Here is a 15,922-nt window from a genome sequence, read left to right as displayed (position 1 = left end):
CTACGCCGTTGCGAGCAAGTTTTTAGAAGTCACGCTGCAAACGAACAAAGCCCGACCAGAACTCCGGACGATTGTCTTCGTCATAGTAGTTGGCAGTGATCTTGGCCGCGAAATCTTCCGTGAACTTGTAATCGACCGTCAGACCGGCCGTCCAAGCATCATTGCTGGACCAATTGGCATTGATGATATCGAAGGACGCATCTTTCCTGGCTACATTACCCAGCCACTGCACACCTGGCGTGAGCGTCAGTCTGTCCGTAGCCTTATACGCATATTCGGCAACGACGGCCCATTCGGAGAGCGCGTAATAAGCGTTTACACCCGACGCATAGACACCGGCAAAACTGAATGAGCCCGGCCCCACATCTACAGAGCCGATCAAACGTAGCGCACCATCTTCGCGATCAGTATCATAGCCCCCAATGAGCGAAAGGCTTGCGGAGCCGAATTTGCCTGCGAGGCTACCGGCAATACCGACGTTGTTATTGCCCTCACGTGCCGAATCTCCAACAAAGGCAACGCCCTCGAGCTCATCTACGGAGGCTGCTGCGGAGAATGCGCCGGTGTCATAGGTATAGCGGATCGAATTGAAAAGCGTGTTGGACGAAAGAAGATCCGTCTCGCCAGAGAGATCGTCATCCCACCAGCTATAGAACTTACCAATCTTCAGGCCGGCAACTTCAATGAAGGCCTGATCAACGAACACACCGGAGCCCAGGTTGCCGGACGTTCCGGCCGTCGCACCACCCACGCCGGAGTCTGCATTGCCACGGAAGCCGATAAAGCCACGCAGGGCGCCAAGCTCGGTGTCGGAGCGTAAATCGGCCTCGAACTGAGCGCGGGTGAAACTATTCCAATCGGAAGAGCCCGAGAGATTGGGACCAAAGTCTGTCTCAAAACGGATGTAGCCACCGAACTTCAGGCATGTCTCGGTTCCCGGAATGAAGAAAAAGCCTTTTCCAAAAGCGTCACAGACTCGAACATAATCCAGGGGCTCAGCCTCGGCTGCAACGATGGCATCGGCGGCATTCGCGCCTGACACCATTGCAAGTACCGCAGCGGCTCCAAGTAAAACGCGTCTGATAGGCATATCGGTCTCCAATCGAACTCGGATAGCAGCGGACAATCGCGCTCGTGCGCCGCTCCGTCACGGCGATTAGAGACAAAGAAAAGTTAGGGGGCAATGGACATGAATTAATTTGGAGACCTTACGATTATCTTCCTCTGACAGTGTGACATCGCCAACACAAAAAACAACCGCGTTGACAAGCTCATGTCCTCATCAAAGGCGCTGCGGCCTCGGCACCTTTTAGATTCGAAGATGACAAAAAGAAAAACCCGGCTCGAAAGCCGGGTTTCCAAAGACTTGTAAGCTCAAATCAGATGAGATCAGAACGAACGCTGAAGGCGAACAAAACCGGTCCAGAAGTCAGCGCGGTTGTCTTCGTCGTAGTAGTTAGCCGTAACCTTGGTAGCAAGGCCTTCGGTGATCTTGTAATCAACCGTCACACCAGCTGTCCAGGCATCGCGGTTGGACCAATCGTTCGAAACGATGGCGGTCGAGCCGCTGAATGCACCTGTGGAGTCGAGCAGAGCAACGCGGTCAGCGACGTTACCGAGGTACTGCGCACCGGGAGTGATCGTGAGGCGATCAGTTGCCTTGATCGCGTATTCAGCAGCAACAGCCCATTCAGACAGCGCGTAGTAAGCGTTGGCGCCGGAAGCCCATACGCCAGCCAGGCCGAGCGTGCCGGGACCCACATCAGCGGTTGCGATCAGACGAACAGCGCCTTCTTCCTGGTCGGTGTCATAGCCACCGATGAACTGAAGCGTTGCGCCGCCAAGCTTTGCACCGACGCCAGCGGAGACACCAACATTGTTGTCTGCTTCAGCGCGAACGTTGAACGTCTGCACGCCGCCTACAACTGGACCGAGGCCAGTGATTGTGCGGAACTGATCGTTCGTGCCCTGAAGTTCGTCAACCGAGATACCTGCCCAGAAAGAGCCAGCGTCGTAGGTGTAACGAATAGAGTTGAACAATGTGTTGGAAGACAGGAGATCGGTTTCGCCGGAGAGATCGTCATCCCACCAGTTGTAGAACTTACCGACCTTCAGGCCGCCGAGCTCGATGAAAGCCTGGTCAACGAAGACAGACGAAGAAGAAGCAGAGCTGCCATCAGCATTGCCGCGGAAGCCGATGAAGCCACGCAGAGCGCCGAGCTCGGTATCGGTCTTGGTGTCTACTTCGAACTGGGCGCGCGTAAACGAATTCCAGTCAGATGTGCCAGAGAGATCACGACCGAAGTCGGTCTGGAAACGAACGTAACCGCCGAACTTGAGGCAGGTTTCGGTGCCAGGAATGTAGAAGAAGCCGGTGCCGAAAGCGTCGCAAACGCGAACGTATTCCATGGGCTCAGGCTCAGCAGCGACGATCGCGTCGGCGGCCTTTGCGCCAGATACTGCTGCGAGAGCTGCAGCGGAGCCGATGAGAAGGCTCTTGATGTTCATGTTGACCTCCAGTCAAGGTTTTCAAAGCAGCTCAGTCGATCCAAAACTTAAGAGGCTGCCGTGGAAGTAGTAGAACCCGAACCATGAGAGTCGCGCAATCGAGCAATCAGCAAATCCGTCACATTGTGACACGCTTCTAAATACACTGTTGCAGTTGAGCGACAGGAGTGCTGCTTGGGGAAGCCAAAAGTAAACAAGGCGTTAGCAGGCAGTCGGTTACGTGAAAAAATATATCTAATTTAGGTGCTTGCGATATTTTGCACGTGAGTGCCAAAGACACTACACTTTCGTCTAAAATTAGCTGCCTTAGGACTTGAAATAATGGGCGGGCAGCCACCTAACACAAAAAGCCGCCGGGATAGACACGGAACCCGCATTGTGAGGTCGTGATGCGCATCCATTAGCGCAGGTCAGGGCAACCTTGCATCGGCGACGGGTGTCGCTTCTGGACTGGTCCCCACATTTGCTGAAGCTCATCCAAGCGCCATTTCGAGTCGTCCTCAAATGCCTTACTCCGGGCTGGTCTTCCCAGCGTGAAGAGGCGCAACTTAGAACGTCTCAACGATATCAACGAAACTGGCCAAACCCATAAAAAAACCCGGCTCGAAAGCCGGGTTTTCTAAAACTACGTTGTTCTAAATATTAGAACGAACGCTGCAGGCGAACGAAACCGTTCCAAGAAGAAGAGCGGTTGTCTTCGTCGTAGTAGTTAACTGCAACCTTGGTGGAGAGACCCTGTGTGATCTTGTAATCAACAGTCAGGCCAGCCTGCCATGCGTCGCGGTTCGAGTAGTCGTTCGTGAGGATAGCGCGGCCGGTCTGCGCAGTGCCAGCAGCGTTGAACAGCGTGACGCGCTCAGCAACATTACCAAACCACTGAGCACCGGGGGTGATCGTCAGCTTGTCAGTAGCCTTGATTGCGTACTCAGCAGCAACTGCCCATTCAGATTCTGCGTAATAAGCGTTTACGCCAGAAGCCCAAACACCAGCGAGGCCGAGCGTGCCAGGACCGATATCAGCCGTTGCGATCAGACGAACAGCGCCTTCTTCCTGGTCAACGTCGTAGCCGCCGATGAGCTGAAGAGCCGCGCCGCCGAGCTTCGCACCTACGCCAGCCGAAACGCCAACGTTGTTGTCAACTTCACCCTGAACCACAGGGATAATGCCGCCGGCAACAGGACCGATCTGAGTTACAAACTGGCTGTCAGTTCCCTGAAGCTCGTCAACCGAGATACCAGCCCAGAAGGAACCAGCGTCGTAGGTGTAACGAATAGAATTGAAGAGAGTGTTCGTCGCCAGAACGTCAGCTTCGCCAGAGAGACCATCGTCCCACCAGTTGTAGAACTTACCGACCTTCAGGCCGCCAAGCTCGATGAAAGCCTGGTCAACGAAGACAGACGAAGAAGAAGCGGAGCCGCTGTCAGCATTGCCGCGGAAGCCGATGAAGCCACGCAGAGCGCCGAGCTCGGTGTCGGTGCGGGTGTCAACTTCGAACTGAGCGCGCGTGAACGAGTTCCAGTCAGACGTACGGTTGTTGGTGTTTACGCCAAAGCCGGTGCCGCGATTGATGTCGGTCTGGAAACGAACGTATCCGCCGAACTTGAGGCAGGTTTCGGTGCCAGGAATGTAGAAGAAGCCAGTGCCGAAAGCGTCGCAAACGCGAACGTATTCCAGGGGCTCAGGCTCAGCAGCGACGATAGCGTCAGCGGCCTTTGCGCCAGATACTGCTGCAAGAGCTGCAGCGGAGCCGATGAGAAGGCTCTTGATGTTCATGTTGACCTCCAGTCAAGTTTCATAAGGGTCTGGGTTCTTAAGCTGAAGGACAGCATTCCCTGCCCCATTCCCGTTTTTTTGAAAACGAGCGATCCACCGCCGCGCTTCCGTTGCTGAAAATACAAAAGCGTTCGTAGCTTGCAATCGACAAACCGATTTATGACCACTTCTCACAGGTGCTTCACATAACGATGTTGCTCAAAAAACACATTCCGGTTGGATCCGGTCTTTATAGTTTAAAGATTCGTTAATAAAATCAGCGGGAAAGCAGTCGCATGAGGTGATGGTGTGGTCGCTTCGCCGCAACTCACACTCACTCACTTCCTACATATTGCGCCCCCTACCGATAGCCGTCCTCTTTCAATTTATGAGGATCGGCTTGCGAAGACAGCTGAGAAAAAGAGCGTCCCGGAGAGAATCGTCTCCTTCTACTCAGCGGAGAATCACGCCTGTTCATTTCTGATTCGGATAAGTCTTCGTTCTTCCGTTTGCCAATCTTCATCGCTGACACTGAAAAACGGCGCTCAAACACTCTTTTTCCAATCTCTCTGTAAAAGCGCTTGCATTCGTTTTTCTTACGCAATAATCAGGCGGCACCGGAGAGGTGGCCGAGTGGTCGAAGGCGCTCCCCTGCTAAGGGAGTATACGTCAAAAGCGTATCGAGGGTTCGAATCCCTTCCTCTCCGCCATCGCCCAATTTATCCCGCACGATAATTTGCTGCTGAATATCTTGAGTGTATTTGAAATAAGATGTTCAAAGATGCCTCTCCCAGAAGCGTTCACGCACGCACCCTGAACTGAAACTCATCCACCCATATTGAGCGGATCCCACAGGCCAGTTGGTCTGGGCGAGCCAACGGGACCACCGATGATTACGGATTCATTCCCCGTTGACGACCATTAGGGCCGGAATACCGAGTTGCGGGATAAGATTGGATGCACGGGGCTTGGTTCTTGTACCCCATGCCGGGGCGCGTCACTTGCGAACGTTCATTGCCGGAGGGGCATTGTCGATGAAAATTTCGAGATTGATGACGACCATATTGCCTCTTGCCTCGTTTGGCAGCGCTGCCGCGGAGCTTAAGCGCGATAGAATCGCGCCTGATTCGTCCAGGCAGAAGGAGCCGTTGTTAGTAAATGGTTGAACCGGGGTCTTTAACTACATCGCTACGGATGTAGGGTTAGCAGCAGTCGCTCTGAAATGCGCTTCATTCCTGGGCGGCAAGGCCTCCGACAACGATAGCTATTCTCCATAGTGATGTGTTCGAACGCCAAGAGGGCCTTGCCACTGCGCTTTCCCTGATCCATTCGATATCGAATTTCACGACAATCACACGATCAGGCGTGGTCGAAAAATCTTAGCCGAGGAGACCAAACGCAAACCACTATGCCAGCGTCCCGCAGGATGTGGTGTCATTTGCGGGAGCCTCCACTGAGTCGGACATCCCCCATAGGACCAAAAGTTACGCCGTTTCATCTTCGTCCGTTATGGAACATTATCTAATTTGGTCGCGTTATCGCCTCGGAAACAACATGAGGTGATTTCAAATGGCACAGACCAAACTGAACGTCGTTGAAGATTCCGTCGAGAACCAGATCGCGGAATTGCGCTCGCAGATCGCTTCGCTCTCGAAGTCCGTCTCGTCCCGCGCGAGCGAGTTTTCGGGCGAAGCTTCGGATTTTGTCGATGAAGCAAAAGGCAGAGTGCAGCGCGTCGCGCAGAATGCGGCGCAGACCGTTAAAGCGCAGAGCCACAATGTCGTTGAGGCTGTTAAAGAAAATCCCGGCACTGCCACGTCGCTTTTGACAGTCGTCGGCGCGCTCGGCTTCGCACTGGGATACTTCGTCGCGAACGCATCGACTCAGCACAACAGCAGCAGCATTTATCGCTGGCGCTAACGGGCATTATGCTCAGGGCAGGAAGGTTCGTCCTCCTGCCCTTATTTTTGCTTGAAGATGGAGATGTTCTCTTGGACCTTCCGCACCAGATCGATAAAGCCCTCCAGGCATTCGCCGATGAACGCGGACTGGATAAACAGGAAGCGCTCTACCGTATCTTGAGAGAACGGCTTATTGAAGAGGGCCACCTTTCTTCGGGCGAAGAAGGGATTCCGCCGGAAAAGTTGAATGCCAGCAACGACGATTGATGATCAGTAGCCGGACGCTTTTGCCGCCAGCGACCCGCCTTTATATCTAGCGGCGAGTTTCTTCAAAACGTTTGAGAATTCAAATACGTCAGCACCAACGGCGACGAATGAAGCACCTAGCTCAAGGTATCTCTTATTGTACGATTCGTTGAACGTCAGGATTCCAGCGGCCTTGCCGGCAGCGACGATCTTACGAATCGCGCCCTCAATGACCGACTGAACCTCGGGCTCATCTATCTTTCCGAGATACCCCATGTCGGCGGCCAGATCGGCCGGACCGATGAAGATGCCGTCCACTCCCTCTACTTCCAGAATATTATCGAGATCGGCAATAGCAGCGCGTGTCTCGGCCTGGATCAGCAGACATACGCTGTCCGACGCCGTCTGATTATAGTCTGGAATGCTACCAAAAGCAGACGCGCGAGCCACTACAGCCCCCATCCCACGAATTCCTCTCGGCGGATAATGCATTGCAGATACCAGCGACTTCGCCTGCGCGGCAGAATCGACCATGGGAACGAGAAGCGTTCTCGCTCCAGCGTCAAGCATCTGCTTGATGATCCAGCTTTCTCCCATTGGAACGCGCACGACCGGTTCGGCGGAAGACGTCTCGAGTGCGCGCAACTGATCGATAATGCTGCGCAAATCGTTCGGGCCATGTTCTCCGTCGATCACCAGCCAATCGAACCCAGCGGTACCAGCGATCTCCGCCGCAATTGCCTCCCCCATGTCCAGCCAGAGGCCTATTTGCGGTTCACCGCGATGGATGGCATTTTTGAAGCGATTTTCAGCGGCGCGCATGTCAGTCCTCATGTCAAAAGCGATTTCAGGTCGGCGGCAGGATCCTCAAGGATCGCACGGTTGAGCGGGGAGTCCGTGTCGAGCGCTTTCTTGCCGGTCACATAGGCCTTGGCGTCATTGATAGCATCGACAGCGACGAACCGGCCTTGCTTGAAGTACCATATGGAGCGGCTTCCCGCTCGTTGGCCGGAACGGAGCACTGTCTCGTCGTAACCCGCGTTAAAGCCAGCAATCTGCAGCTTCACGTCATACTGATCCGACCAGAACCACGGCTTTGGCAGATAAGGCCTTTCTTCGCCTGAAAGCACGAGCGCTGCAGCCTCCGCCTGATCGACCGCATTCTGCACCGACTCCAAACGAACCGCCGCACCATTCATTGGCAAAACTGCGCAGTCGCCCATAGCGTGGATGTCGAAATCGGAGGTGCGGGTAAACTCATCGACGATGACACCATTGCCCACTGCCAAGCCCGACTCACGGGCCAAGCGGTCATTGGGAGTAACACCAATGCCGGCTATCACGAAGTCGACGTCCAGTGACGAACCGTCCGAAAGCTCTGCTTTCTTTACACGCCCACCCTCTCCATCAAGTCGCACAAGACCTGTATTTTCTCGAACGGAAACCCCTTTCGATACATGCAGGTCGCGCATAATGGCGGCTGTTTCAGCCGAGGCGACTCGTTGAAGAATCCGGTCGGCCATTTCGATGAGCGTAACATCAAGCCCAAGTTGACGCGCTACTGCTGCGGCCTCCAGTCCGATGTAGCCGCCGCCTATGACCAACAACCGCCGACCCGGCTGCATTTCCACCCTCAGCCGATCGGCATCGCGCTTGTCTCGGACGGTCAAGACTCCGTCCAGATCGCCGCCGACGCCCGCGGGCAGCAAACGAGGCGCCGCACCTGTTGCCAGTGCGAGCTTATCGTAAGCCAGCACGGAGCCATCCTGCATCCGGACAGTCTTCGCCTTGCGGTCGATTTCCTCGACCCATGTGGAGAGTCGGATCTCGACATTATTGTCTAAGAACCATTGAGAAGATCGGAATTCCAGCCGATCGAAACTCATTTCGCCCATGAGATATTTCTTGGACAAAGGCGGACGCTGATAGGGAAGAACCTCTTCCGAACCGATGATGGTGATGGGACGATCGTCCTTTAAAGCACGAAGCTTGGCAGCGAGAGCGAAGGCTGCCTGCCCAGCGCCGATAATGACCAGTCTGCCCGCCATCTGAAATGCTCCACCCGAACCTGCGTCTTCCGTATCGAAGCAGGCGTAACGACAAGTACGCTTCACGTCAACCACGTGCGAGGCGTCTACCGGCGGCGGTTCTATAAGCTCCAAGCAACCTTCTGGAGATAATAATGTTCTACCAACGTCACAGAAGACCAGTTCGCTCGGCGCATGCCGTGGCAAAATGGGACAGACATACGGCATTTTACGAATTGCCTTCAGAATCCGGCAACTCGGCAGGCGTATCATTCAAGGACGAGAAGAGACAATCGGGAGGTTGTCATGACACTCAATATAGACATCAAGACAAAAGGTGCCGTTCCACAAGACGAGATGTATGAAAAATATGTGATCGACCGACCCGGTAAGATCACGTTCATCGGCCATCATCTCAGCACCAGCAACACGATGCGGTGTCTCATCCGCAAGATTTCTCTTTACGGAGCGGACATCGAAGTCAGCCCTCATCTCGATCTTCCCAGCAATTTCTATCTCGAGATTATCGGTATACGCGACGAAATTGGCTGCACGCTGATCCGGAGAGAAGAGGAAAACGCTTCTGTCGGTTTCAACATGCTGATCGATCCCGAGTTTCTGCACCATATCCGCCGCTTGAGCTTCGAGACGTCGCTCTGACAACGACGCGACCTAGAGTCGACAGCGAAAAATACGCTCAAAATAGCGGCATAGATGTCGGCCTGCCTTGCGCAGGCCAATTTTGTTTCTATTGTGAGGCCATCCGCTTCAAGAAACACGGAACCCACTGAAATGTCCGCATTTTCGCGCTTCACTCCCCTTGCCGCCTCGCTTCCATCCACGGTCCCTTTCGTTGGTCCTGAAGCGATAGAGCGCAACAGAAAACTGGCAGTCAAAGCGCGTATCGGCGCCAATGAAAGCGGCTTTGGACCCTCACCTTCCGTGCTCGAGGCAATGCGCAATGCCGCTGGCGAAACATGGATGTATACCGATCCGGAAAATTACGAGTTGCGTGAAGCGCTCGCCATCCATCACGGCATTTCGCGAGGCAATATCGCCATTGGAAGTGGTGTGGACGGACTGCTGGGTGAAATCGTTCGGTTGGTGGTGGAACCGGGTACGCCGGTCGTCACGTCTTTCGGTGGATACCCGACGTTCAATTACCATGTGAACGGCTATGGTGGCCGGTTGGTAACGACGCCCTATCTTGATGACCACGAGAACCTCGATGGACTGCTCGATCTCGTCATAAAGGAAAATGCGCCGCTGGTTTATTTCGCAAACCCCGACAATCCTATGGGCAGTTGGTGGGACGCAAACGAGGTGCTGACCTTTGCCAAGGCGCTGCCGGAAACATGCCTGCTGATTCTCGATGAGGCCTACTGCGAAACGGCACCGGAAAGTGCGGTACCCAGCGTCCGCGCCATGATCGGTATGCCGAATGTTTTACGCATGCGGACTTTTTCCAAAGCATATGGTCTTGCCGGTGCGCGCGTCGGTTATGCGATCGGCACACTCGGCAATGCGCAAGCATTCGACAAGATTCGCAATCACTTCGGCATGTCTCGGGTTTCGATCGCAGCGGCGCTGGCAGCACTTAACGATCAAGTCTATCTGCGCGACGTTGTGAAGCGCATCGCCAATGCCCGCGAGCGTATTTCCACGATTGCACGGCAAAACGGTCTTTCGCCCCTCCCCTCAGCGACGAACTTCGTTGCTATCGACTGTCACAAAGACGGCGTCTATGCAAAATCCATCGTGGACGGATTAATGGAGCATGGCGTCTTCATCCGCATGCCGGGCGTGGAACCGCTCAACCGCTGTATCCGAGTGAGCGCTGGCCCGGACGACAAGCTCGACCTTTTCGCCGAGGCTCTGCCGAAAGTCTTGAAAGCGATCGGCTGACAATCAAACAAGAAAAAACCGTGCCGGCCTTGTTTCTGCCGGTCACGGTTTTGATCTCTCGTTGCAAGCATGCGGCGTTGCCGTCGGCGTTTGCGGTATCATGGGTGTCTCGACCGGGACTGGAGGTTACCAGTCGAAACCACTGGCGATCTTCTAATCGCTCCGTCTTTTTGAAATCGTCTTCTTGGAATTCAGTGCGTGGTCATCCAGTCGCGGGCAGCGCGAAGGGCTGCAGCGAGGTCTGCTTTGGTCATGTTGCGGGCAAGATCGGCGCGTAGCGATGCAGCTCTTTCTGAACCCTTGATGGCTGCGATATTCAGCCACTTATGGGCGGCAATGAGATCCACCGGGCAGCCCCGGCCTGTTGCATAGATCAGGCCGAGATTGCAGAAGACATCCGCGCGGCTTTGTCCACCGGCAACTGCCAACTCGATATCGCGCATTTCAAATCTTGCCATTTTTCTAGTCCCTGTTTGCCCGTATTCTTCCTGTTTGTCCGCTTCTCTGCGAAAGCTTTTTCAGCTTTGGAGCGCTACCGTCTTCTGCGGCTTTTTCGTCTCCGGCTGTCGTCAGGTTGTTCCTGCTCTTTGTTGAGCTCACTATGCCAAACGGCCTTCAACGGGCGCTTAAAATCCATGATTAACGGGGGCCAAATAAAGTCCAAACGATTGGTAAAATTGGATTTTTGTTAAATATGGGAAGGCCTGCAAATTAAGGGTTTTCGCTGCAATTTTACGAAAAGTTTACGGATGGATTTAAACGCTCTGCTAACCACGGCAGAAGCTTGCGTTTTTGGGGTGCGACACATTTGGTCTTCGGACACACCAAAAATTCTTCATCCGCCCCGCCTTCAGGTTTCCTTTTACGTGAACGTCAACTATAAAGGTGTCCATTCGCACTGGAGTTGCGAAAGCCACGGGCAGCACTGCGCTGCCGTGCCTTTATTGGATTGGGAGGTCCATATGAAGAAATTGACGATTCTCACAGGTCTGGCATTTTTGATCAGCACCAATGTCTTTGCTGCCGAAGCCATCGAAGGCAACTGGAAGACAGCGAGCGGTGAGACCGCAGCAATCGCAAAGTGCGGCTCTGCCTTCTGTGTGACGCTGAAGACGGGAAAACATGCCGGCAAGCAGATCGGCAAGATGACGGGCAGCGGCAACAGCTACTCGGGTGAAATTACCGACCCGGCAGCCGACAAGACCTATAGCGGCTCCGGCACGGTGTCGGGCAATTCCCTCAGCATGAAGGGTTGCGTGTTGAAGGTGCTGTGTAAATCGCAGACCTGGACAAGACTATAAGGATCAAAAAGGGCAGCCAAGCGCTGCCCTTATTCACCACAAGAAGATGGTCGCAAGATCGAGGGCCATCAGGACACTCCTGCCATCGCGTTCAAGAAGCGATGGCGCAGGGGCCGGGCGTTATTTTCCAGCCATCTCGTTTCCGAGCAGGCTGACTTTCTCCCAGCAAGCCGTGGTGCCCAATCGCGCGTTCAAATAAAAGGCTGCGGGTAGAACGCTTGCGACGCTTCTGGGTGACATTCGCAGCAATTTGTCCATTCAAGGGGTCGAATGCGACCGGCCACTGCCACTCAGTCATCTTCCCCACACCAGCTTGGTCGCATGAGAGACGCAACCTGAAGAGGTACGCTGCCTATCAATCCGTCACATCGCTGTAATAAACCCGCTTTAGTTGCTCGCTGAAAATATCCCGTAGTAAGCAAACGGAGAGCGCCATGACCAACATCGACACAAGCAAGCTCAGCTGGGACGAGTGGGACGAGCTGCAAAATCCCCCGCCAGCCGTGACTGATTTCGACCGCGTCGTCGAATCCGCCGTCTCGCGTCGCGGTTTCCTCGGTGGTTTGCTGGCCTTTGGCTCTGCGGCCGCGGCTCTTGGCACACTTGGCAATCTTGCGACCTCGACGTCAGCTCAAGCGCAGGAAGCTACCTCTCGCTTTCCATTCAAGCCGGTGCTCGCCGCAACCGATCACACTGTCCATGTGCCGGAAGGCTATAGCTGGAAGCCGCTTGCCAAGTGGGGTCAGCCACTGTTCCCCAACGTGGCCGATATCGACCCTACAAAAGGCGTCAGCGTTGAAAACTCAGACAAGGTTTTCGGAGAGAACACCGATGGCATGGAGCTTTTCGTCGTCGGCAGCCATCAGTTGATCGCGGTAAACCACGAATATGTAAACAACGAAACCAACCTGCCCCACCGCGAAAAAGGCATGCCAGCGAATCTGGATGAGGTGAAGATCCTGCAGCACATGCAAGGTGTCACCGTCATGGAAGTGGCGGAAGGCAAGGACGGCTGGGAGATCGTCGTCGGCAGCCCGTTCAACCGTCGTATCCACCACAACACGCCCATGAAGCTTTCCGGTCCTGCTGCCGGCTCGGAACTCGTCAAGACAGCAGCCGACCCGAAAGGTGTAGACTGTCTTGGCACCTTCAACAATTGCGGCGCAGGCCGCACGCCATGGGGCACCTATCTGACCTGCGAAGAAAACTTCAACGGCTATTTCGGCTCCACTGAGCCCAACTTCAAAATGCCGGATGACTTCAAGCGCTATGGCATCGCTGCCGAGACGCGCTATGGCTATGAGAAGTTCGACGAGCGTTTCGATGTCTCGAAGAATCCGAACGAGCCGCGCCGCGCTGGCTATGTAGTGGAAATTGATCCGTCCAATGCCACCTCTACGCCGATCAAGCGCACCGCACTTGGGCGCATCAAGCATGAAAACGCTGCTGTTGTGGTGGCGCGTGATGGTCGCGTCGTCGTTTACATGGGCGATGATGAGCGCGGTGAATTCCTCTACAAGTTCGTTTCCAGCGGCATCTATGTTCCAGGCGGCGACACGTCCAAGCTGCTAGACGAAGGCACGCTCCATGTTGCCAAGTTCACCGATGATGGCAATGGCGAATGGCTAGCTCTGACGCCGCAATCGACGGGTATGAAGATGGACGAAATCTGCGTCTTTACCCGTCAGGCCGCATCCAAGGTTGGCGCCACGACCATGGACCGCCCGGAGTGGGTCGCCATCAACCCGGTTGCTATTGAAGCCTATTGCGCGCTGACCAACAACAGCCGCCGCGGCGAGGTGAAAGACGGAAAGATTCGCACCAATGCAGGCGGTGACGTGATGGCCGTCAACGCGGCTAATCCGCGTGAGAAGAATGAGTACGGCCAAATCGTTCGCTGGTATCCTGCCAATGACGATCATGCCGACGGCAAATTCAAGTGGGATCTCTTCTGCATGGCTGGCAATCCGGATGTGCATAAGGATTCTTACGCTGGCTCCTCCAACATCAACTCCGGCAACATGTTCAACTCCCCGGACGGAATGATGTTCGATTCGACCGGTCTGCTCTGGATCCAGACCGACGGAGAAGATAGCAACGAGGGCGATTTCGCCGGTCAAGGCAATAACCAGATGCTGGCGGGCGATCCGGTTACTGGCCGGATCGAGCGCTTCTTGACGGCGCCAAAAGGGTCGGAAGTGACCGGTCAGACTTGGTCTGCCGACAAGCGCACCCACTTCGTCGGCATCCAGCATCCCGACGCTCCTTTCCCCGATGGTGAGGGTAAATTGCCACGCTCCACAATCATCGCCATCAAGCGCGACGACAACGCGATGATCGGCTAAGGCTCACGCTAACGCCATGAAACGAAGGCGCCCTTCCTGCGGCGCCTTTTTTCTTACCGACATGCCGGCACTGAGTGCTTCGTGTCGCGGCGGCCTGCCGAAATTTGAGGGCTTTCTAATTCATTGAAATGCCATTCTTGATATGACAGTTTACCCGCGGGGGTATTTGATCTGGAGGAGAAGGAATTTGCGTTTAATTCTGCCCTATGTACTCGCTGCCACCTGTATTGTGAGCGGACCTGCCATGGCAATCGATCCACCTGCGGCACCACCCGCCGACCGTCCCTTGAGCGAATTCGTTACCTCAGTCGGCAAGGACGGCTCCATCACGTTCCGTCTCTTCGCTCCCTCTGCAAAGGCGGTTTCGGTCGTGCTCGGCTCACGCGCGCCGCTTGAGATGACGAAGGCAGAGAATGGTCTGTGGAGCGTAAAGACCGAAGCGCTGAAGCCCAATCTCTACGAGTACTACTTCAACATCGATGGCTTTCGCAGCATCGACACCGGCACGAACATGCCCAAGCCCCAACGACAGGTAAACACCAGTCTTGTGCTCGTACCTGGCAGCATTCTCGATATTCGCGATGTGCCGCATGGCGAATTGCGCCTGGTGACGATCCCGTCGAAGGCGCTCAAATCGCAACGTCAGACCTATGTCTATACTCCGCCCGGCTACAGCGATATATCGAAGCCGCTTCCCGTACTCTATCTCTATCACGGCTTTGGAGACACGGTGGATTCCTGGGTGACGCAGGGCCGCGCGCCGCAAATGCTCGACAATCTCTTTGCGGAAAAGAAGATGGAGCCGATGATTGTCGTCATTCCTGACACAGAGGCTGACACACCGGAGGCCACCCCGGAAAACTTCCCCGCGGCAGACCGCCGCAAGACGTTTTATCCTGCAAATGCGGATGCGATCGACCGGGAGTTGGTGGAAGACCTCATCCCCTACATGAAGACGCATTACCGCGTGCGCGACGACGCCGATGGCCGTGCGCTGGTCGGGCTTTCCCAGGGCGGTTATCAGGCACTCGTCTCGGGCCTCACTCATCTCGGTACATTTGGCTGGATCGCGAACTTTAGTGGCGTCTCCACCACCACCGTTCCGAACAAGGGTGTAGAGGCCGCGCTCAACACGCCGGAAAAAATCAACGAGAGCCTTCGCAATTTCACCGTCACCGTCGGCACACAGGATCAGGTGACTGGCAAGGACATCGCCGGGTTGAAGTCGACCCTGGACGAGAAGAAGATCAAATATGATTATGTAGAATATAAGGGTCTCGGTCACGAGATGGATGTCTGGCGTCCATCGCTCGAAGCGTTCTTGCAGAAGGTCTTCAAAAAGTAGAGTGCGTTTGCGCCCTGCTTTCACTTAGAGGGGAACTCCGCCGCCCGGCCCGCAATCGAAAAGCGGCGGAGGACCAACTCTGACGGCTTTGGTCGCAGTGCCGCGTGGCGCACTTGCCTTTCTTGGGCTATTTTGTAATTGGGCCTTGCAAAACCGAAAATTGAGCCTATATTGTTCGTATCGACCATTGCTTGTGACGTCGGTCCAGAGCTTAGCTCCCGTCGGATTTCCTCTCAAAACATCGATCTAATCCCGCAAGGTATTTCGGGACCAACAACGATTGCTACGAAAGGAAATCGTTATGAACACTGGTACTGTAAAGTGGTTTAACGCCACCAAGGGCTTCGGCTTCATTCAGCCTGACAATGGCGGCACGGACGTTTTCGTCCACATCTCTGCTGTAGAGCGCGCTGGCATGCGTTCGCTCACGGACGGTCAGAAGATCAGCTTCGAAATCGTTCAGGACCGCCGGTCAGGCAAGAACTCCGCCGACAACCTTCAGGCGGCATAAATTGTCTCTCGCTGACGCTGACCACGGATGTACTGGCAGCAGACGCTGATTGACTGAAGAAAGGTCGGGCATCGCTCGGCC

General features: G+C 54.9%; 14 protein-coding genes and 1 tRNA gene. 9 read left to right on the top strand and 6 right to left on the bottom strand.

All coding sequences use genetic code 11. From position 1 onward, the window contains the following. Positions 1-22: 22 nt before the first annotated feature. From ACQZ5M_RS16925 to ACQZ5M_RS16915, 3 genes are all read right to left on the bottom strand, one after another. Positions 23-1,090, bottom strand: a complete 1,068-nt coding sequence (locus ACQZ5M_RS16925; RefSeq protein WP_296078505.1) for a porin — start codon at positions 1,088-1,090, stop codon at positions 23-25. 299 nt (positions 1,091-1,389) lie between these two features. Continuing rightward, a complete protein-coding gene (locus ACQZ5M_RS16920) occupies positions 1,390-2,508 on the bottom strand; it encodes a porin (RefSeq protein WP_296078506.1) in 1,119 nt (372 codons plus the stop codon). 642 nt (positions 2,509-3,150) lie between these two features. Further along, entirely contained in the window at positions 3,151-4,281 is a 1,131-nt protein-coding gene (locus ACQZ5M_RS16915) for a porin (RefSeq protein ID WP_296078507.1), read from the bottom strand. Positions 4,282-4,879: 598 nt separating this feature from the next. Here ACQZ5M_RS16915 and ACQZ5M_RS16910 point away from each other — a divergent pair. The 3 genes from ACQZ5M_RS16910 to ACQZ5M_RS16900 all read left to right on the top strand — a co-directional run bounded on the left by ACQZ5M_RS16910 (position 4,880) and on the right by ACQZ5M_RS16900 (position 6,428). Continuing rightward, a tRNA-Ser gene (locus tag ACQZ5M_RS16910) sits at positions 4,880-4,970 on the top strand. 859 nt (positions 4,971-5,829) lie between these two features. After that, positions 5,830-6,180 (top strand): hypothetical protein, encoded by a 351-nt coding sequence (locus ACQZ5M_RS16905; RefSeq protein WP_296017890.1) that lies wholly within the window; start codon positions 5,830-5,832, stop codon positions 6,178-6,180. 71 nt (positions 6,181-6,251) lie between these two features. Beyond that, positions 6,252-6,428: a hypothetical protein gene (locus ACQZ5M_RS16900; RefSeq protein ID WP_296017892.1), complete on the top strand. Its 177-nt coding sequence runs from the start codon at positions 6,252-6,254 to the stop codon at positions 6,426-6,428. A 3-nt stretch (positions 6,429-6,431) separates the two neighbouring features. Here ACQZ5M_RS16900 and ACQZ5M_RS16895 read toward each other — a convergent pair whose 3' ends face one another. After that, on the bottom strand, positions 6,432-7,229 hold the full coding sequence (locus ACQZ5M_RS16895) for an HpcH/HpaI aldolase/citrate lyase family protein (RefSeq protein WP_296078508.1): 798 nt from the start codon (positions 7,227-7,229) through the stop codon (positions 6,432-6,434). 8 nt (positions 7,230-7,237) lie between these two features. Next, positions 7,238-8,455, bottom strand: coding sequence for an NAD(P)/FAD-dependent oxidoreductase (locus ACQZ5M_RS16890; protein WP_296078509.1), 1,218 nt, complete (start codon positions 8,453-8,455; stop codon positions 7,238-7,240). Between the two features lie 285 nt (positions 8,456-8,740). On the opposite strand from ACQZ5M_RS16890, the gene ACQZ5M_RS16885 reads away from it, so the two are divergent. Together ACQZ5M_RS16885 and ACQZ5M_RS16880 are read left to right on the top strand one after the other, a co-directional pair. Continuing rightward, the gene (locus ACQZ5M_RS16885) at positions 8,741-9,094 is read left to right on the top strand and encodes a hypothetical protein (RefSeq protein WP_296039365.1); all 354 of its coding nucleotides are present in this window, start codon (positions 8,741-8,743) and stop codon (positions 9,092-9,094) included. A gap of 132 nt (positions 9,095-9,226) precedes the next feature. After that, positions 9,227-10,339: a pyridoxal phosphate-dependent aminotransferase gene (locus tag ACQZ5M_RS16880; protein ID WP_296039367.1), complete on the top strand. Its 1,113-nt coding sequence runs from the start codon at positions 9,227-9,229 to the stop codon at positions 10,337-10,339. Positions 10,340-10,530: 191 nt separating this feature from the next. On the opposite strand, the gene ACQZ5M_RS16875 is transcribed toward ACQZ5M_RS16880, so the two are convergent. Further along, complete coding sequence (locus ACQZ5M_RS16875) at positions 10,531-10,797, bottom strand: sel1 repeat family protein (RefSeq protein ID WP_296017900.1); 267 nt, start codon at positions 10,795-10,797, stop codon at positions 10,531-10,533. A gap of 504 nt (positions 10,798-11,301) precedes the next feature. On the opposite strand from ACQZ5M_RS16875, the gene ACQZ5M_RS16870 reads away from it, so the two are divergent. The 4 genes from ACQZ5M_RS16870 (at position 11,302) to ACQZ5M_RS16855 (ending at position 15,841) form a co-directional block, all read left to right on the top strand. Then, on the top strand, positions 11,302-11,640 hold the full coding sequence (locus tag ACQZ5M_RS16870; protein ID WP_296017902.1) for a DUF2147 domain-containing protein: 339 nt from the start codon (positions 11,302-11,304) through the stop codon (positions 11,638-11,640). 434 nt (positions 11,641-12,074) lie between these two features. Further along, entirely contained in the window at positions 12,075-13,985 is a 1,911-nt protein-coding gene (locus ACQZ5M_RS16865; protein WP_296078511.1) for a PhoX family protein, read from the top strand. 187 nt (positions 13,986-14,172) lie between these two features. Continuing rightward, positions 14,173-15,330 (top strand): esterase, encoded by a 1,158-nt coding sequence (locus ACQZ5M_RS16860; protein WP_296078512.1) that lies wholly within the window; start codon positions 14,173-14,175, stop codon positions 15,328-15,330. Positions 15,331-15,631: 301 nt separating this feature from the next. Beyond that, positions 15,632-15,841 (top strand): cold-shock protein, encoded by a 210-nt coding sequence (locus ACQZ5M_RS16855; RefSeq protein WP_296017907.1) that lies wholly within the window; start codon positions 15,632-15,634, stop codon positions 15,839-15,841. The last annotated feature ends 81 nt before the right edge of the window (positions 15,842-15,922 follow it).

The organism is Rhizobium sp. 22-785-1 (assembly GCF_053521965.1).
The sequence above is the reverse complement of the archived record's forward strand: the minus strand, read 5'-3'. Positions and strand labels throughout refer to the sequence as shown.